19 protein-coding genes are annotated in these 18,455 nt (G+C 50.5%); all 19 read left to right on the top strand.

Translation table 11 applies throughout. The features are described 5' to 3' along the window. Window positions 1-376 precede the first annotated feature (376 nt). Complete coding sequence (locus tag NYE29_RS08175; protein WP_340895306.1) at window positions 377-1,861, top strand: glutamate synthase subunit beta; 1,485 nt, start codon at window positions 377-379, stop codon at window positions 1,859-1,861. A gap of 127 nt (window positions 1,862-1,988) precedes the next feature. After that, entirely contained in the window at window positions 1,989-2,531 is a 543-nt protein-coding gene (yfcE, locus tag NYE29_RS08170; RefSeq protein WP_340895304.1) for a phosphodiesterase, read from the top strand. A 111-nt stretch (window positions 2,532-2,642) separates the two neighbouring features. Beyond that, window positions 2,643-3,671, top strand: coding sequence for an agmatine deiminase family protein (locus NYE29_RS08165; RefSeq protein ID WP_340895302.1), 1,029 nt, complete (start codon window positions 2,643-2,645; stop codon window positions 3,669-3,671). 25 nt (window positions 3,672-3,696) lie between these two features. Next, a complete protein-coding gene (gene aguB / locus NYE29_RS08160) occupies window positions 3,697-4,572 on the top strand; it encodes an N-carbamoylputrescine amidase (RefSeq protein WP_038585030.1) in 876 nt (291 codons plus the stop codon). A gap of 254 nt (window positions 4,573-4,826) precedes the next feature. Beyond that, the gene (locus NYE29_RS08155; RefSeq protein ID WP_340895299.1) at window positions 4,827-5,642 is read left to right on the top strand and encodes a transporter substrate-binding domain-containing protein; all 816 of its coding nucleotides are present in this window, start codon (window positions 4,827-4,829) and stop codon (window positions 5,640-5,642) included. Between the two features lie 92 nt (window positions 5,643-5,734). Continuing rightward, a complete protein-coding gene (locus NYE29_RS08150) occupies window positions 5,735-6,382 on the top strand; it encodes an amino acid ABC transporter permease (RefSeq protein WP_038585035.1) in 648 nt (215 codons plus the stop codon). A gap of 15 nt (window positions 6,383-6,397) precedes the next feature. Then, window positions 6,398-7,120, top strand: a complete 723-nt coding sequence (locus tag NYE29_RS08145; protein WP_340899646.1) for an amino acid ABC transporter ATP-binding protein — start codon at window positions 6,398-6,400, stop codon at window positions 7,118-7,120. Window positions 7,121-7,275: 155 nt separating this feature from the next. Continuing rightward, window positions 7,276-7,722, top strand: coding sequence for a tellurite resistance TerB family protein (locus NYE29_RS08140; RefSeq protein WP_076111584.1), 447 nt, complete (start codon window positions 7,276-7,278; stop codon window positions 7,720-7,722). A 123-nt stretch (window positions 7,723-7,845) separates the two neighbouring features. Then, on the top strand, window positions 7,846-8,442 hold the full coding sequence (locus NYE29_RS08135) for a TerD family protein (RefSeq protein ID WP_038585041.1): 597 nt from the start codon (window positions 7,846-7,848) through the stop codon (window positions 8,440-8,442). A 30-nt stretch (window positions 8,443-8,472) separates the two neighbouring features. Next, window positions 8,473-9,048 carry a TerD family protein gene (locus tag NYE29_RS08130; RefSeq protein WP_038585044.1) on the top strand — a complete coding sequence of 192 codons (576 nt, stop codon included), beginning with the start codon at window positions 8,473-8,475 and terminating at the stop codon, window positions 9,046-9,048. A gap of 68 nt (window positions 9,049-9,116) precedes the next feature. Further along, the gene (locus NYE29_RS08125; RefSeq protein ID WP_038585047.1) at window positions 9,117-9,698 is read left to right on the top strand and encodes a TerD family protein; all 582 of its coding nucleotides are present in this window, start codon (window positions 9,117-9,119) and stop codon (window positions 9,696-9,698) included. A gap of 81 nt (window positions 9,699-9,779) precedes the next feature. Beyond that, window positions 9,780-11,084: a TerD family protein gene (locus NYE29_RS08120; protein WP_340895293.1), complete on the top strand. Its 1,305-nt coding sequence runs from the start codon at window positions 9,780-9,782 to the stop codon at window positions 11,082-11,084. A 27-nt stretch (window positions 11,085-11,111) separates the two neighbouring features. Next, window positions 11,112-11,864 carry a TerC family protein gene (locus NYE29_RS08115; protein WP_038585053.1) on the top strand — a complete coding sequence of 251 codons (753 nt, stop codon included), beginning with the start codon at window positions 11,112-11,114 and terminating at the stop codon, window positions 11,862-11,864. Between the two features lie 213 nt (window positions 11,865-12,077). After that, window positions 12,078-13,286 carry an HpcH/HpaI aldolase/citrate lyase family protein gene (locus tag NYE29_RS08110; protein ID WP_340895291.1) on the top strand — a complete coding sequence of 403 codons (1,209 nt, stop codon included), beginning with the start codon at window positions 12,078-12,080 and terminating at the stop codon, window positions 13,284-13,286. A gap of 76 nt (window positions 13,287-13,362) precedes the next feature. Then, window positions 13,363-14,676 carry a phosphoribosyltransferase family protein gene (locus NYE29_RS08105; protein ID WP_340899644.1) on the top strand — a complete coding sequence of 438 codons (1,314 nt, stop codon included), beginning with the start codon at window positions 13,363-13,365 and terminating at the stop codon, window positions 14,674-14,676. Further along, window positions 14,660-15,820 carry a cysteine protease StiP family protein gene (locus NYE29_RS08100; RefSeq protein WP_340895289.1) on the top strand — a complete coding sequence of 387 codons (1,161 nt, stop codon included), beginning with the start codon at window positions 14,660-14,662 and terminating at the stop codon, window positions 15,818-15,820. Before NYE29_RS08105 ends, NYE29_RS08100 begins: the two co-directional genes overlap by 17 nt. Continuing rightward, window positions 15,817-16,650, top strand: coding sequence for an HAD family hydrolase (locus NYE29_RS08095; RefSeq protein WP_038585059.1), 834 nt, complete (start codon window positions 15,817-15,819; stop codon window positions 16,648-16,650). Before NYE29_RS08100 ends, NYE29_RS08095 begins: the two co-directional genes overlap by 4 nt. Then, window positions 16,647-17,702, top strand: a complete 1,056-nt coding sequence (locus tag NYE29_RS08090; RefSeq protein ID WP_340895288.1) for an ATP-grasp domain-containing protein — start codon at window positions 16,647-16,649, stop codon at window positions 17,700-17,702. The genes NYE29_RS08095 and NYE29_RS08090 overlap by 4 nt, the downstream gene beginning before the upstream one ends. A gap of 34 nt (window positions 17,703-17,736) precedes the next feature. Beyond that, on the top strand, window positions 17,737-18,447 hold the full coding sequence (locus tag NYE29_RS08085; RefSeq protein ID WP_445322201.1) for a hypothetical protein: 711 nt from the start codon (window positions 17,737-17,739) through the stop codon (window positions 18,445-18,447). The last annotated feature ends 8 nt before the right edge of the window (window positions 18,448-18,455 follow it).

The raw sequence follows: 18,455 nt of genomic DNA, 5'->3' as shown, positions 1-18,455 counted from the left end.
ATATCAACTGGGTGATCTTCCCGGTTACAGCGATTTTGCTGGAAGAATTAAATGCTGTGTATAAAATGATTAAGGTGAAATATCGCTTTCAGCCAGCTCTGCCCATTCTCCGGAATTTTATCTAAAAAAGTGACATTGCTCATTTAGGGTATAGTGGAACAATGATAATATTAAGGCATTTCAATCCACGACAGTACCTGGCAGGACCTGTGAAGGAGGGGGAACTTGGCCTCCTCGCAGTTTTTTGCTTTGCTGCTTTACAGTGACAAATGATCAGTCGGTGACAGAGAGTAACTGCCTTTTTGGAGCCGAATGGGCAACATGCCGCCCTTGAAGTTTTCGGCGGTCAATCAGAGAGACTCGGAGGATGACAGGAATGGGTAAAGCAACCGGATTTTTGGAATATCAGCGGCAGACTCCTGTGGAGTGTGAGCCTTTAGAACGGATTAAGAACTGGAATGAATTTTCGGTGCCCCTGGAAGAGGAGAAGCTGCGGGAGCAGGGAGCGCGCTGCATGGATTGCGGAACACCGTTCTGCCATGTAGGACGGCTGCTGTCCGGGATGGCCTCCGGCTGTCCGCTTCATAATCTCATTCCGGAATGGAATGACATGGTCTACCGCGGCAATTGGGAAGTTGCGCTGAAACGGCTGCACAAGACCAATAACTTTCCTGAATTTACAGGACGCGTGTGTCCGGCTCCTTGTGAAGGTGCCTGTACCGTGGGCCTTCATGGTAATCCCGTAACGATTAAATCCATTGAAAAGTCGATTGTAGATAGAGGATTCACCGAGGGCTGGATTGTTCCCGAGCCGCCTTTGACCCGTACGGGCAAAAAAGTAGCCGTAGTCGGCTCCGGACCGGCCGGCCTTGCCTGTGCCGCACAGCTTAACAAAGCAGGCCATAGTGTAACCGTATATGAACGGGCTGACCGGATCGGAGGTCTGCTAACCTACGGCATTCCGAACATGAAGCTGGATAAAAAAACCGTGCAGCGGCGGGTGGATTTGCTGGCGGCGGAAGGCATTACCTTTGTAACCCGGACCGAAATCGGCAGAGACATTACTGCTTCGCAGCTCAAGGAAGATAATGATGCTGTCGTGCTCTGCAGCGGCTCGACACAAGCCCGCGATCTTCCGCTGGAAGGCCGCGAGCTTCGGGGAATCCATCAGGCGATGGAATTTCTGACGCTGAATACGAAAAGTCTGCTTGACTCTGATTTGGCTGACGGTGAATATTTGTCTGCGGCCGGCAAGGATGTAGTTGTGATTGGGGGCGGAGACACCGGCACCGACTGTGTAGCTACCTCGATCCGGCACGGCTGCCGCAGTGTCATCCAACTGGAAATTATGCCACAGTCTCCATTGACCCGCCAATCCAACAATCCTTGGCCGGAATGGCCAAAAGTACTCAAAGTGGACTACGGCCAGCAGGAAGCCGCTGCTTTGTATAAGGAAGATCCGCGCCGTTACCTCGTTTCCACGAAACGTTTTGTTGGTGATGACGGCGGACATGTGCAGGAGCTGCACACGGTGCGCATCGAATGGACGCGCAATGAGCAGGGCCGGATGGTTCCGGTAGAAGTTCCGGGCAGCGAAGAGGTAATTAAGGCACAGCTGGTGCTGCTGGCGCTGGGTTTCACCGGTCCGGAAGAAACGGTGCTGAATGAGCTTGGGATAGAACGTGATGAACGCTCCAACGCCAAAGCGGAATTCGGTGCGCAGGCGACTAACGTCGAGGGTGTATTTGCCGCAGGAGACATCCGCCGCGGCCAGAGTCTTGTGGTCTGGGCAATTAATGAGGGACGCCAGGCTGCACGCGAAGTCGACCGCTTCCTGATGGGAGCCTCCAATTTGCCTTAAGTATATCTTGGATAGGTGCTTCATGTGGACGTCCCGGCGGGGCGTCCGCTTTGCGTTCCGGGGCCAAGGAAAGTTAAGATAAAAGATAAGCTATTTAAACGGGTTAAACAGAAAGGGAGATTATACGATGAAGCTGATGTTTATTTCCGATATTCATGGGTCGTTATTTTGGCTGGAGCAGGCTTTGGCAAAAGTAGAGGAGGAGCAGCCGCATACGCTAGTGATTCTGGGGGACTTCTTATATCACGGTCCGAGAAATCCACTGCCGGACGGTTATAATCCCCAGGGAGTCGCAGCGAAGCTTAACGCGTACGGGAAATCTCTGGTGGCTGTTAGAGGTAACTGCGATGCCGAGGTGGATCAGATGCTGCTGGAGTTCCCGATGATGGGGGATTATGTATTGATTCTCCACGAAGGCCGGAAAATCTATGCCACTCACGGGCATGGCTTCAGCATTGACCATTTGCCTGCACTTGCTGAAGGAGATGTATTTATCCAAGGACATACCCATCTGCCGGTAGCCGATATAAAAGAAGGCATCTATGTGCTGAATCCAGGCTCAATCTCGCTGCCAAAAAAGAATAACCCGAATTCCTACGGAATTCTTGAGAACGGGGAGTTCACGGTTAAAGATTTTACGGGCAACGTCGTTAAGCATCTCAAACTGTAGGGTGACCTTATTCTGCGCGGCATTGAGCGTAATGACGGTTTATTGTATGATGGGTAAGGAGCTTTCAGGGATCTTCCCGCTTCAAATATAAACAGCAGAGGTAAACAACAAATGTATCCTAAAGATATGAACTATACAATGCCGGCGGAATGGGGCAAGCATGAGCGGACCTTCATCTCCTGGCCGGTTCAGGCGTCCATGGTTTTTCCGGACAACCATAAATCCGTTTGTGACGGCTATGCCGAAATCATCCGTGCCATTGCTGAGTTCGAGCCGGTTACCGTAGTTGTCAATCCGGACGATCTGGGGATGGTAGAGGAACTGGAACTCGGGGCGAATGTAACGCTGCTGCCGATCCGGCATAATGACGCCTGGCTGCGTGATAACGGGCCGACGTTTGTTCTAGGTGAAGACGGCGTGCTCGCCGGTGTGAACTGGAAATTTAACGCCTGGGGCGGCAAATATTCGCCGTGGGATCTGGATGATGAGGTGGCTCCGCAAATTCTGGAGCAGCTGAAGATGAAACGTTTTGACGCACCGCTGGTAATGGAAGGCGGCTCTATCCATACCGATGGTGAAGGCACACTGATCACCACGGAGGAATGTCTGCTGAACACGAACCGCAATCCGGAGCTGGGCCGGGCAGACATTGAAGAATATGTACGGAAATATACCGGCACCGAGTCGATCATCTGGCTGAAGCGCGGCCTCAGCGGTGACGAGACTGACGGCCATGTAGATAATATTGCCTGCTTCGCCGCCCCGGGCAAAGTCATCATTCAGGTCTGCGGCGACCCGCAGGATGAGAACTTCGGCATCACTCAGGAGAATCTCCGTATTCTGGAGAATGCGGTGGATGCCAAAGGCCGGAAGCTGGAGATTATCCAGATTCAGCAGCCGCCCCGTGTGGACTATGAGGACAGCCGCCTGACGCTTAGCTATTTGAATTTCTATTTCGTCAACGGCGGCATTATACTGCCGATATTCGGCGGGACGGCTTCCGAGACAGATAAGCTGGCGGAGCAGAGTCTGGCTGCCTTATTCCCGGACCGCAGAATCCGTACGGTAAACGGTATGGCGGTCATCGGCGAAGGCGGAAACGTGCACTGCACGACCCAACAGATGCCTGCTGCAAAGTAATTTACTCGCTAGGGAGGACAGAATCATGAGAAAAGTAAAAGTAGCCGCTACACAAATGAGCTGTTCCGGCGACATTGATGAGAATATTCGCAAGGCTGACAGTCTGGTCAGAGAAGCAGCGGCTCAAGGCGCGCAGATTATTTTGCTGCAGGAGCTGTTCGAAACCCCGTATTTCTGCCAGAAGGAGAAATCTGATTATTACGTCTACGCTACTGAGCTGGAGCAGAATAAAGCAGTGAATCATTTCAAGGCTGTGGCCAAAGAGCTGCAAGTCGTGCTGCCGATCAGTTTCTACGAGAAAAAGAACTATGCCCGTTACAATTCGCTGGCGGTAATTGATGCCGACGGCACGGTGCTGGGCAAATACCGCAAGAGCCATATTCCTGACGGTCCCGGCTATGAAGAGAAATTCTATTTCAATCCGGGGGATACCGGGTTTAAGGTATGGAATACCCGCTATGCCAAGATCGGTGTCGGCGTCTGCTGGGACCAGTGGTACCCGGAAGCCGCCAGAGTCATGAGTCTAATGGGCGCGGAGATTCTGTTCTATCCGACAGCCATCGGTTCAGAACCGCAGGACGGATCCATTGATTCCAAAGATCACTGGCAGACCTGCATGCTGGGCCATGCGGCGGCGAATCTGATTCCTGTCGTGGCCTCCAACCGGATCGGCGAGGAAATTGATGAGGATTCCAGCATTAACTTCTACGGCTCCTCGTTCATTGCCGGCCCGCAGGGCAACAAAATCGTCGAAGCCGGGCGGGATGAGCAGACGGTACTGGTCAGCGAATTCGATCTGGATGCGTTGGAAGTGGGCCGGATTGAGTGGGGCATTTTCCGGGACCGCCGTCCGGAGCTGTACAGAATGATATCTTCGTATGATGGGGACTTAACCTTTTAAGGTATAATTGAACAGAAGTATATAACATGGAATAAAAGGCACTGCCAGGGAGAATCATGATCTCTTGGCCGTGTCTTTTTTGCTTTGATGGCATGTTCATGGGAGATAAGAGGGTCGTGTCTAGCGATAAATGTTACAATCTATGAATTTAGTGTTATATAACATTACACATTTGAGAAAAGTTAATTGTCATCACCACAGTGATCTGTTAAAATCTCCTTAAGTATTTTACAAAATGAGTGGGGGATTGGAAAATGGGGATCAGAAAAAAGTGGGCAATGTCAGCTTTGGTAGCATTTTTGGTCTTGTCTATGGTGGGCTGTGGTTCCAACAATAATGCCAAAAGCGGAGATGCGGCAGGAGAGTCGATCAAATTCGCAAGTGACGCCAGCTACGCGCCAATGGAGTATATGGACACGGATACGATCAAGGGTTTTGACATTGATTTCATCAAGGCGGTTATGGAAGAAGCGGGTATCGATTATACAGTGACGAATACGGGATGGGACACGATGCTTTCCAGTGTGAAGCAGGGCACGGAATATCAGGCAGGTCTATCCTCGGTATCCATTACGGACGAACGCAAGGAAACCTATGACTACTCTATCCCCTACTTTGAATCCACTAATATGATTATGGTTAAAGAGGGCAGTGACATTAAGAATGCGCTGGACCTGAAAGATAAAACCGTAGCGGTACAAGGGGCTACAACGGCCGATGATCTGATGAGCGGGATTATGGGGGTCGACAACACCAAGCTGAGACGTTTTGAAAGCAATGCGGTAGCGCTGATGGAACTGAAAGGCGGCGGAGCCGACGCGGTGGTGGCTGATATCGCCATCGTGAATGAATACATTAAGAACAATCCGAAAGAAAAAGTAACGGGCATCCTCGATAAGGAGAACTTTGGTTCCGAATATTACGGCATTCTGTACCCTAAGGGCAGTGAGTGGAAAGCCAAACTGGATCCGGCAATCAAAACTGTTATAGAGAACGGGAAGTATGCCGAGATCTACAAAACCTGGTTCGGGGAAGAACCGGATACAGCCACTCTTCTTAGCGCGGAGTAAGCAAGCAGGGAGACGACAAAGCGTGCGTAATGATTGCTATTGCGCATGCTTCTTTTTTTGAAATTTAGAGCAGAAGAGAAGGGAAGAATTCTATGGACTTCAGATTCGACATCATCGTTCATTATTTGCCGGTCTTACTGAAGGGAACGTTATTCACAATTGGAGTATCTATTGTATCTATTCTTTGCGGCTCGATCCTGGGCTTGGGGATGGGCTTCGGCAAAATGGCTCCGAAATGGTATTTCCGCTGGCCGTTCCATTCCTATATTAACTTCTTTCGTGGCACACCGCTGTATGTACAGATCCTGATCGTGCATTTTGGGGTAATTCCACTTTTTTACGGCACGACCAACGTCCTGATGACCTCATTTGTCGCGCTTTCGCTGAATTCTGCCGCCTATTCCGCCGAGATTTTTCGTGCCGGTATCCAGTCGATCGATCCTGGGCAGCGGGAAGCCGCGTTGTCGCTTGGAATGAGCAAATGGCAGGCGATGCGTTTTATCATTCTGCCGCAGGCGATCAAACGGATGGTTCCGGCGTTCGGGAATGAATTTATTGTCCTGGTCAAGGATTCCTCCTTGCTTGCGCTTATTGCCGCCCCAGAGATTATGTACTGGAGCAATACGATGAAAGGCCAATACTTGCGGATATGGGAGCCTTATTTGACCGCTGCCTTTATCTATTTCATTCTTACCTATTCACTCAGCAAGCTGCTCAATTATATTGAACGGAAGGTGTAACCTTATATGAAGCCTATTATTTCGGTACGGCATTTACATAAATCATTCGGTGCCCATCAGGTGCTGAGCGATATTAACGTGGATATCCACGGCCGGGAGGTTGTGGTGGTAATCGGGCCATCGGGTTCGGGAAAATCGACCTTTTTACGCTGCCTTAATCTGCTGGAGGAGCCGCAAGAGGGTGATGTCATCATTGAAGGAACTTCCTTGATGGCCAAAAGTACAAGAATTAACGATATCCGTACAGAGGTTGGCATGGTGTTTCAGCAATTTAATCTGTTTCCGCACAAGAAGGTCATTGAGAACATTATGCTGGCCCCGATGCAGGTTCGTAAATGGCCTGCGGACAAAGCGCGGCAGAAGGCGCTGGAACTGCTGCAAAAGGTCGGCTTAAGCGAGAAGGCGGAAATGTATCCGGCATCCCTGTCGGGCGGGCAGGCCCAGCGGGTCGCAATTGCCCGGGCGCTGGCGATGGAGCCGAAGATTATGCTCTTCGATGAGCCGACATCGGCGCTGGACCCGGAAATGGTCGGTGAGGTGCTGGCGGTAATGAAGGATTTGGCCCGTGAAGGTATGACGATGGTTGTAGTCACGCATGAGATGGGTTTTGCGCGCGAAGTAGGCGATCGTGTACTTTTTATGGAACAGGGCGTGGTGGTTGAGGAGGGTATCCCGGAACAGTTGTTTGGCAATCCTTCACATGAAAGAACTAAGGAATTTTTGTCGAAAGTACTGTGAAATTGTGGCAAACTAGAATATTGTTTTTCTATCGGTTATATTAGAATAGTAAACTTACGGATCGACAAATACTAAGAATATCTGTCGAATAGAAGGAGAGGAGGCTCTGGGATATCTTTATTTATCATACTCTATAATGATAGAAGGAGAATACGATGAGCACATTTAAAAATTGGTTGAATACAACAAAGAGCGGGTTAACCGAACAAGTTAAGAAATTTAAAAATAAAGATTTCATGAACGCGGTAGTTGCAGGCTGCGCGCTGGTTGCGGCGGCTGATGGCAAGATTGAAGAAACCGAAAAGAACAAAATGGCGGGGTATATGAATCTCAGCAATGAACTCAAAGTGTTTGACATGAGAGATGTCATTGCCCAGTTCAATTTCTACGTAAGCAATTTTGAGTTTTCCCCGGAAATCGGCAAACAGGAAGCACTCAAAGCTATTGCTAAATTCAGCAGCAAGCCGGAAATTGGACGCGTAATTGTTGGTGTGTGTTCGGCTATCGGTGCAGCAGACGGTGATTTTGATGAGCATGAGAAAGCGGTTGTGCGGAATATCTGCAGTGTACTGGGACTAAGTCCAAGCGAATTCAGTCTCTAAGACAGGAACAAATATCCATTAACCGGATGAAACGGATTGGTTTTTTTCCCGTATGAGTGGTATAACATCCAAAATGCTAGACTTACAGGCTGTGATTCTTTTCGGAAACGGAGGTACGTAAAGTTGGCTGGAATTAATTTGGTAAAAGGACAGAAGATTGATTTAACTAAAGGAAATGCCGGGCTGGCTAACGTTATTGTAGGTTTGGGCTGGGACCCTGCCGAACCTGCCCGCGGGTTCTTCGGTGCGAAGAAACAGGCGAATGTGGACTGCGACGCTTCGGCGCTGCTGCTGAGCGAGAATGGTAAGCTGACCAGCAAGATGAATTTGGTATGCTTTCACAACAAGCAGAATCCGAACAATTCCGTTGTTCATTCCGGGGATAACCTGACGGGTGATGGTGACGGGGACGATGAACAAATCAATGTCAATCTGAAGGCGATCCCTTCCGATGTGCACAAGGTACTTGTAGTAGTTAACATTTATGATGCCGTGAACCGCAAGCAGGATTTCGGCATGATCAAATCGGCGTATATCCGCATTATCAATGCTGCCGGAAATGCCGAGCTGATCCGGTTTAATCTGACCGACAATTACACAGGCTTTACGGCGCTGATCTGCGGGGAGCTTTACCGGCACGGCGAAGAATGGAAATTTGCCGCAATCGGTGAAGGTGCCCATGCCGCACATATCAATCAATTGGCTGAACGATACATTTAAATCTAATTTCGGAAAGAAGGTTTAATAACTATGGCAATTAATTTATCCAAAGGGCAAAAGATCGATTTGACTAAAAGCAATCCGGGATTGTCCAAAATCAAAGTCGGCCTCGGCTGGGATACCAACAAATACGATGGCGGCAAGGATTTTGACCTCGACGTTTCCGTCTTTCTGACAAATGCTGCAGGTAAAGTTGGGAAAGAAAGCAACTTCATCTTCTTCAACAATAAGCAGAATGAGAATGCTTCTGTTGTTCATGCCGGCGATAACCGTACCGGTGAAGGTGATGGCGATGATGAAGTGATTGAAGTGGATCTGAAGAACATCCCTGCTGATGTGGAGAAGGTTGCTTTTACCATTACCATTTATGAAGCGGAGTCCAGAAGCCAGAACTTTGGACAAGTATCCCGTTCTTATGTGCGTATCGTCAACGAGGAGAACAATGAGGAGCTGATCCGCTTCGACCTTGGTGAAGATTTCTCCGTTGAAACGGGCGTGGTAGTTGGTGAACTGTACCGTCACGGCGCAGAGTGGAAATTTAATGCTATCGGCGCAGGCTACAAAGACGGTCTTGCCGGTCTGACACGCGATTACGGACTGCAATAAAATTTACTGCAGCCAACCTAGACATCTAGACCTTAGATGAAACCATTCACGAAAGAGGGTTGATGCCAGTGACGATCAGTCTTTCTAAAGGACAACGGATCGATCTTACCAAGACTAATCCGGGTCTGACGAAGGTAGTGGTGGGACTCGGCTGGGATACGAACAAATACAGTGGCGGCAAGGATTTTGACCTGGATGCTTCAGCGTTCCTGCTGCATGAAGACGGCAAGGCCAAAGGGGCGGACGACTTTGTATTCTACAATAATCCGACCGGCGGCGCAGGCTCCTTAACCTATACGGGGGATAACCGTACAGGAGAAGGCGACGGGGATGACGAGCAGATCATTGTTGATTTCAGCAAAGTTCCTGCACATATTCAGCGTATCGGGATCACGGTAACGATCTATGATTGTGATGCACGGGCACAGAACTTTGGACAGGTGTCCAATGCATTTGTTCGTGTCGTGGACGCTTCCAGCGATCGCGAAGTGCTGCGATATGATTTGGGTGAAGATTTCTCAACGGAGACAGCTGTTGTATTCTGTGAATTCTACCGGCATGGTGCCGATTGGAAATTCCAGGCAATTGGAAGCGGATTTGCCGGCGGCCTAAGTGCTCTATGCAGAAACTATGGACTGGACGCGCAATAACAGCTTCAAAGGCTTGAAAGGCGGGATCTCTTCGATCCTGCCCTTTTTATACTCTTATCCATTTACAAAGGTGGCTTAAGAATGAATATTGAAGTGGTTAAGGGCCAGAAGGCAGACCTGACCAAAGCAAATCCCGGGCTTCGCTCTATTATCGTGGAGATTGGCTGGCAGGCTCCGTCCTCTATGGAAATTGATGCCTCTGCATTTTTGCTTGGAGAACAAGCCAAAGTGCGTAGCGATGAAGATCTGATCTTTTACAACAATCCATCTACGGCGTACATCAGATATAAGGATGTAGCCGGTACCAAATCAAGCGGTCTTAAACACTTTGAAATCGAGCTGGATACCATTCCTGCTCAGACGATGAGGATTGCATTTGCAATTACACTGTACGATGGCGAAAACCGCAATCAAATGTTCGGGCAGATGAGCGAGGCCCATTGCCGGATTCTGGATCGGGCGACGGGTATGGAGATTTTGCGCTGTAATCTTGAAAATCATTTCTCTGTGGAAACAGCTGTTGTAGTAGGAGAATTATATAGATATGGCGGTGAGTGGAAATTCAGTGCTATTGTGGCTGGATTTAACGGCGGACTTAAAGCCTTGTGCGCTAACTATGGAATTGAGGTCGAAGATGATCCGGTTCCTGAACTCCATGAACCGCAGAAAGGTCCTGCACCGGAAATGGTACGGCCATCCGTACCGCCTGTGCAAGAATCCCGGAGTATTCCGCCAGTTGTACCGCCTGCACCATCGAAGATTGAAGAGGCTTCTGCGCCGCCTCTGAATCTCAATCTCAAGAAGATTGAGCTGAAGAAAAAGGGCGATTCCATAAATTTGAAGAAATCAGCTGCCGGTCTTGGAGAAGTGCTCATCAATCTGAATTGGAATCAGAAGCAAGGCGGTGGGTTGTTCAGCCGTAAAGGGGGCGTGGATTTGGATCTCGCTTGCCTGTACGAGTTGAAGAATGGCCGCAAAGGAGTCGTTCAAGCGCTGGGAAATGCTTTTGGAAATCTTCAGCAGCCGCCTTATGTGGTGCTCGATGGCGATGACCGGACAGGCACCGTAACATCCGGCGAGAACTTGCGTATAAACGGAAGTAAGCTTGCGGAAATAGAACGAATTTTAATCTTTTCATTTATTTACAAGGGGGTTACGCACTGGTCTGAAGCCGATGGAGTTGTCACCATCACTCAGGCTGGGGGTCCGGAGATTATTGTGAATCTGGACGAGCATAACAACCGGAAGGGCATGTGCGCTATTGCATTGATCCGGAACGTAGGCGATACATTCAGCATTGAACGGCTTGTGCAATATTTCAGCGGCCATCAGGAGATGGATCAGGCCTATGGCTGGGGACTGCGCTGGGTAGCGGGTAGTAAATAATTTAATTTTTCCGGAGGCGCAAGCAAAATGGATTGGTTCAGTGATTTTTTTAGAAGTATCAGCGAGAATTATGGGCACTTTTTCTCTTGGAGCGACATTGTAGGAACGCTCTCTGACCCGGTCAGCTGGGGGATTATCGGGAGCTTGATTTTGCTCGAAGGGCTGCTATCGGCAGATAATGCGCTTGTGCTTGCGGTAATGGTTAAGCATTTGCCGAAAGAACAGCAGAAGAAGGCGTTGTTTTACGGGATATTGGGAGCTTACCTCTTTAGATTCCTGGCGATCGGATTAGGGACATTCCTGATTAAGTTTACGCTCGTCAAAGTCCTTGGGGCATTATATCTCTTTTATATCGCTTATAAAGGATTATTCAAGCGAAATGAATCCGGCGAAGGTGAAGAAGGGAAAGAACACAAAGGCACCTCTTTCTGGAAAACTGTACTGCTGGTTGAATTGATGGATATTGCGTTCAGTATTGACAGCGTGGTAGCTGCCTTCGGGTTGAGCGACAAAGTCTGGGTACTTTTCTTGGGCGGTATCCTCGGCGTGCTGATGATGCGGGGTGTGGCGCAGGTGTTCCTGAAGCTCATTGCCAAGTTCCCTGAACTGGAGCAGACGGCGTTCCTGTTAATTGCCCTGATTGCAGGCAAAATGCTTGCTGGAGCGTTCGGATTTGAAATGCCGCATTTCATTTTCTTCACCATTCTGATTGCGGTCTTTGTGGGGACCATTCTGTACAGTTCCGGAAAGAAAAAGAAAGAAATGAACAGAAACGCGTAATTTCAAGGTTTCATAGGATAAAGAGGACCCTCACAGGGAAGGTGAGACTCCCTTTTATCCCGGGTAATCGTATATGGAATAGCATGGCCTTTGCTTGTATTTGAGAGAGCCGGAAGCCGTCCCCGAGAGGACGGCATAGCCGGTTCTGCAGCTCTCTATAAGGAGAGGCTATTTGTTTTGCTCCGCTTTGCAAAACTATAAGGGGGAAGGCCTTTGAGATACTTCGATTACCTGACGCAAGAGCAAGAAACGTCATTATTCTACTCTCCGCCTGTTTCATTTAACCATACTACAAGCAAGGAACTGCTGGCTTACGCTGTTGGGGCCGCCCTCTATATGCCGGCTACCCGGTCCACTGTGGCTGAGGATATTCTGAAGCTCAGAGCTGCGGGGCTGGTGACGGTCATAATTGATCTGGAGGATGCGATAGGCGATGGAGAGGTTGATTACGCTGAAGAGTCAGTGGTAAGGCATCTTTCCTTTCTGTCGGCTTATGCCGAGAATGAGCCTGATCCCCGAAATAGTCTTCCCCTGCTATTTATCCGCGTCCGCAATCCAGAGCAGCTGCAGAAGCTGATTTTCCGGCTGGGATCGTTTATTACAATGCTCACTGGTTTTGTCTTCCCCAAGTTCTCAGTGGACAATGGTGTGGAGTACTTTGAGGCGATTGCCGATTATAACAGCTCACGCAGCTATCTTGCCCCTGTGCTGTATGGCATGCCGATTCTGGAAAGCGCCCCGATTATTTACCGGGAGACCCGGACGGACAGCTTGCTGGCCATCCGTAATTTGCTTGGCGACTACCGTGATTATGTGCTGAATGTCCGAATCGGAGCGACTGATTTCTCCAGTCTGTTCGGATTGCGCCGCAGTCCAGATATCAGCATTTATGATTTGATGCCGATCCGCGACTGTATATCGGACATTATTAATGTCTTTGGCCGGGTGGATGAGGGGTATGTCATTTCAGGACCGGTCTGGGAGTATTTTGCCGGCAAAAGACAGCAGGGGCTCCGCCCGCAGCTGCGTCAGACTGCCTTTGAGGATGCCTTCGGCAGGCAGGGCCGGGAGATGCAGCGCAATTATAATTCCAGCGCCATGGACGGCTTGATCCGTGAAGTGATTCTGGATAAAGAAAACGGGATTGTCGGTAAGACGATTATTCATCCTTCCCATCTAAGACCCGTGCAGGCCATGTATACAGTGATGCATGAGGAATATGTGGATGCACTAAGCATTGTAGAGAGCAACGATGGCAGCCGTGGAGTATTCAAGAGCGAATACTACAACAAAATGAATGAAATTAAGCCACATCTGAACTGGGCAAGACGTATTTTACTACGATCTCAAATATACGGGGTGTTACATGAACAACAGCATTTTACCTTACTTCTACCCGAGAACGAATATACACACGTTTAATATCGTCCAGAACCTGCAGGTTACGGTAACCGAAACATCCAACCCCTTTGATATGCCGGTTGAAGCTTTATTCTCCATGGCTGCACGGATCAATAAAAAGCGTTCCTTTCTCTTTGTCAGCAAGGTGCTCGGCAAGCATATTCCGGTAATGCCCTATACGCCACTGCTTAGCGGAGCTGCGCTAGGGCTGCTTTTGTACCGGGAAATGAACGGCGGGGCTAAGGCTGCCGCCAACGAGCCGATGGACAAGCTGCTGAATGCGGCGGTTCACGGCCTCATTCACCCCCTCCAGGCAGAGGAGGCCTATCATGAGCTGCTGGCCGCTCAGCTGGTGCTTCCGCAGCCGGTCGTTTTTGTAGGTTTTGCCGAGACTGCTACGGCGCTGGGTCATAGCATGTACAACATTTTTGCCGGAGGCGCGTCATATATTCATACCACCCGTGAAGACATTCCGGAGATGGCGTCAATTATCAGCTTTGAAGAAGAGCATTCCCATGCGGTTGATCATCTCTGTTATGCCCTGGACACCGCCCTGTTGTCTGGAGAAGAGCCGATTGTGCTCGTAGATGACGAAATTACGACCGGTAATACGGCGATCAACACGATCCGGGATATCCAGTCTAAGTTCCCTCGCAAGGAATACGTAGTAGCTTCCCTGCTGGATTGGAGAAGCGAAGGGCATATTCAGGCTTACCGTGATCTGGAGCAGGAGCTCGGGATTCAGATTAAGGCGTTGTCTCTGCTGCAGGGTTGTATTGATGTGAAGGGGACGCCTATGCTGGATGCTGAAGCCGGTAAAGGACAGGAGAAGCCAGCCCGTGAGGCGCCTGTTGTGACTACGTATATCCGGGACGGATTGGAGCGGCTGGCAGTAAGCTCTACCGACTCACGCGGGGAAATCAACACTTCGCCGTATCTGAAGCTTAGCGGCCGCTTCGGCCTTAGCTCGGAGGATAATGTCTGGATCGACAAGGGCGCAGCACAGGTGGCGGCGCAGCTTCGCAAACTGCGCGAGAGCCCCTCTGCCCTGGTGATGGGTGTCGGTGAATTTATGTATCTGCCTATGCGGATTGCGGCCGAACTGGGGGAAGGGGTTGCCTATCAGTCGTCTACCCGCAGCCCGATTCATCCGGATCGCCGGCCGGATTATGGCGTGCATAGCGCGGCTGCTTATCCATCGGCCACAGACACGGGGATTACGAATTATATCTACAATGTGGACCCCGGCCAATATGGTGATATTTTCGTGCTGCTGGAGCGGGATGTACCCCATAGACGGATTGAGCCGATGATGGATATTTTGAAGGGACTGGCCGGCAACAAGGTGCATCTGATTGTACTGGGCCCTGAACTGGAAGTGGAGGTGCCCGCTGATGAAGGGAACGGATAGCGGAGAAACGATCATGAGCAAAAGAATAGCCCCTCCGGTTCCGCTTGGCAGCTATCCTCCATCAGATGTTCGTTTTCTGCTTAAGGATCTCAGTAATGTTTCCCTGGAGCTGGGTACGGCGGAGCGGGAGAAAGCCATCCAGTCCGGGGTGAGCTATTCGGAGATGCTTCCTGTGGAATACCAGCCGACGGAGCCGTATATTGCATTGTTTCAGGAGACACTCCGGCACTCTGCGGTAAAGGTCGCGCAGGCGGTTGCGGTTGTCTCCGAGCTGATCGTATCCCGGCGGGGTACAGACCATACGGTGCTGGTCTCCTTGGCCAGAGCGGGAACGCCGATTGGCGTACTGATTAAACGCTATATTGCCGAACGGTACGGCGTGGATCTGCCGCACTACAGCATCTCGATTATCCGCGGCAAAGGCATGGATGAGAACGCAATTCTCTACATGCTGCAGCAGCATGGTGCGGATGCCAATCTGCAGTTTATTGACGGCTGGACGGGCAAAGGCGCAATCACCCAGGTGCTTATTGAATCCTGTGCCGATTTCTATAAGAAATACGGGATTGCGCTGAATGACGATCTTGCTGTACTTGCGGATCCGGGAAGCTGTTCGCAGACCTTCGGGACCAGGGAGGATTATCTGATCCCAAGCGCCTGCTTGAATTCGACGGTGTCGGGACTCATAAGCCGTACGGTGCTGCGGGAGGATCTGATCGGCCCGGAGGAGTTCCATGGTGCGAAATTCTATAGGGAATGGCTGGACAGTGACCTCTCCAATGTGTTTATCGAAGCGATCACCCCCCATTTCGCTTTCGTAACCGCAGATGCTGCGGCAATCGCTGCAGGCATGCTGAAAGCGCCGCCGGAGATTACCTGGCAGGGAATGCGTGATGTCCAGAGTATTCAGGAAACGTTCGGCATTGATAACATCAATCTGGTCAAGCCGGGCGTGGGAGAGACGACGCGTGTGCTGCTGCGCAGAGTACCCTGGAAAATTCTTGTCGATACTATGGATAACCCGAATCTGCGCCACATTCTGCTGTTGGCGGAGGAGCGGGGGGTTCCGGTAGAAGTGTATCCCGGGCTTACCTATTCCTGCTGCGGAATTATCCAGCCGCTGAAAGGAGGGGAAAGCGATTGATTTACGCCAGCGATTTAGACCGTACCCTGATCTATTCCCTGGGCGCGCTGCTTGTTCCGGAGGATTCACCGGGACTGGTGCCGGCTGAAATTATTGACGGCAAAACGGTCTCCTATATTTCACACGCAGCATTGCAACGCTTGAAGGAGCTCACCGCAAGTATCATCTTCATGCCAGTGACTACGCGGACTATTGCGGAGTATAAGCGGATCAACCTGTTCCAGGAGACGATTATTCCGGATTATGCCGTCACCAGCAACGGTGGCAACATTCTGGTTCGCGGAGTGGTAGATCAGCAGTGGCGGGCATTGATCGGCAGGCTGGTGGAACGCAATTCAGCTGCCGCTGAAGAAGTGGGAAAGCTTGTACGATCGGTGGTGCGTCCGGAATGGATTATCAACGAACGGTATTGCGATGAGCTGTTCTATACATTTATGGTGTACCGCGATCTCCTGCCCCTGGATGAGATTAACCATCTGGCAGAACGTCTGCTTGGGCTGGGCTGGAAGGTTTCTTTGCAGGGCCGCAAGCTGTATGTAGTGCCGGAGGCTGTGAACAAAAGCGATGCGATTGTTCATGTGCGCCGCACGGTTCATTCGGAGCCGATGGTTGCTTCGGGGGATTCCCTGCTGGACAAATGTCTGCTGGAGAGTGCGGATTATGCCATTGCCCCGAGGCATGGGGAAATATTTGCCGAGCAGCAGGCCACTCTAGTAGAATTGAACTATCCTTTTACAGAGCTGTCGGGCGTCCATGCCGGGGAAGAAATCATGCAGTATGTTCAGAAGATTTATAACAATCTAACGACATTGGGAGTTGGGCCGCAATGAAAAAGGTAAATATTTATTTCAACCGCTGGTTCTCCGTGGCTTTTCATTATATGAATCTAATACGGAATAATGAGGACGGCATTCCTGTTCAAATCTTTGCTACCCACCCCGATATCCGGCATATGTCGCTGCAAGGCGCTGACGTTGCAGGAACTGAACCTGCTCTGGAAGGGATCGAATACGTGCAGTTCTGTGTTGATTTCTGCCGCCGCAATGAGATTGATATCTTCATCCCGCGTCTGCATATGATGGATATCGCCCTGCATGCTGCAATGTTCGATGCCATCGGCACAAAAGTGCTGGTCTGCCGCGATTTGGACCTGCTGGAGATGATTCTGGATAAGGGCAAGTTCTATAGCAAGGTTAAAGATAGCGGGATAATGGAAATTCCCGATTATCATGTCGTTGATACAGCGGAACAATTCAAGGCGGCTTACGAGGATCTTGTAGCCAAAGGGCATGAGGTCTGCTTCAAGCCTACCGAAACAGAAGGCGGACTTGGCTTCCGCATCATTAATAACAGCCGCAGCCCTATAGAAGAGCTCTTCGGTTATGTGACGCAGCATATTTCGTTTGATGAGGCTTACCGCGTCCTTTCCGGAGTGGATTCATTTCCTGCCCTGATGGTTATGGAGCTTCTGGAAGGGTATGAGTACAGTATCGACTGTCTGGCGGACGAGAACGGCAGGCTGCTTGCCGCCGTGCCGCGCCGCAAGGACAACGGGCGGCTGCGGGTTATGGAGCATATTCCCGAACTGGGGAATATTGCGAAGCGTGTCGCCGAAACCTATCAGATCCCTTATAATTACAATATACAAATGAAATACGGCGGCGGAGTTCCCAAGCTGTTGGAGATTAACCCCCGGATGTCCGGCGGGCTGCATGTTTCTTGTCTGACTGGTATCAACTTCCCTTATCTGGCGGTTAAAAGCGCGCTGGGCGGCGAGGTTCAGCCTGCCGAGTTCGCCGGTGATATACTGGCCAGCCATATAGAGCAGCCTATGATCATGAGAATACACGATGAATCCGCTATTACGGATCCCGTGAATTGAGTGTGATTTCACACGCTCACAAGAGGTGAGGACAATTTATTCGAAATCAAAAGTATTGTTGTATGCAGGAGCCGGCTATGTTGTGGCTCTGCTGACGAGCGCTTTCCTGCCAGAGCTGCTCTCTCTGCTGTTCCCGGTTGCCGGAGCTGCCATCGGACTGCTTGGAGGCAAGCGCACACGAACCAACCTGCCGGCGGAGGTGCTTCCGGCCGGGCAGGAGCCGGCAGCGATCGCCCCCGCTTCTGCTGCGGGCAGTCCTGAAGTGATCCGGGCTGCACCCGCAGGATCGGAAACCGGTGCACCACATTCCTTGTCCGGCAGAGGACAGGCTGAGGTCAGGATCGGAGCGGATTTTGCTCCGGTGGTGGAGTATCTCAGCATTTTGGAGGATATGATTATTTCGGAGGGCCAGAAGGATACGCTCGACAATGAAATTGTCGAGAAATCACTGGCACTGATCGCCAGGCTCCTGCGGATCATTCCGCTGCTTCAGGAGCTGGGCAACGGGGAGATCAACCACACGGTCCGCAGATTGGTGCTGAAGGACCTGAACGGGGTCATCAATCCTTTCCTGCGGCTGGGCGGTGAGGCCAAAACGAAAAATCGGAGAATGCTGCTGAACGGTCTGCGGGATGTCGATTCCAAAATTACGGAGATCGCCTCTACGATCGAGCATAAAGACCTGATGGAACTTCAAACCAAGGCGGAACTGATTCATCAGCGGTACAGCAGTTCCGAATTATAGGAGGGAAA

This window comes from Paenibacillus sp. FSL M7-1046 (assembly GCF_038007405.1).
Lineage (GTDB): Bacteria > Bacillota > Bacilli > Paenibacillales > Paenibacillaceae > Paenibacillus_AQ.
The sequence above is the reverse complement of the archived record's forward strand: the minus strand, read 5'-3'. Positions and strand labels throughout refer to the sequence as shown.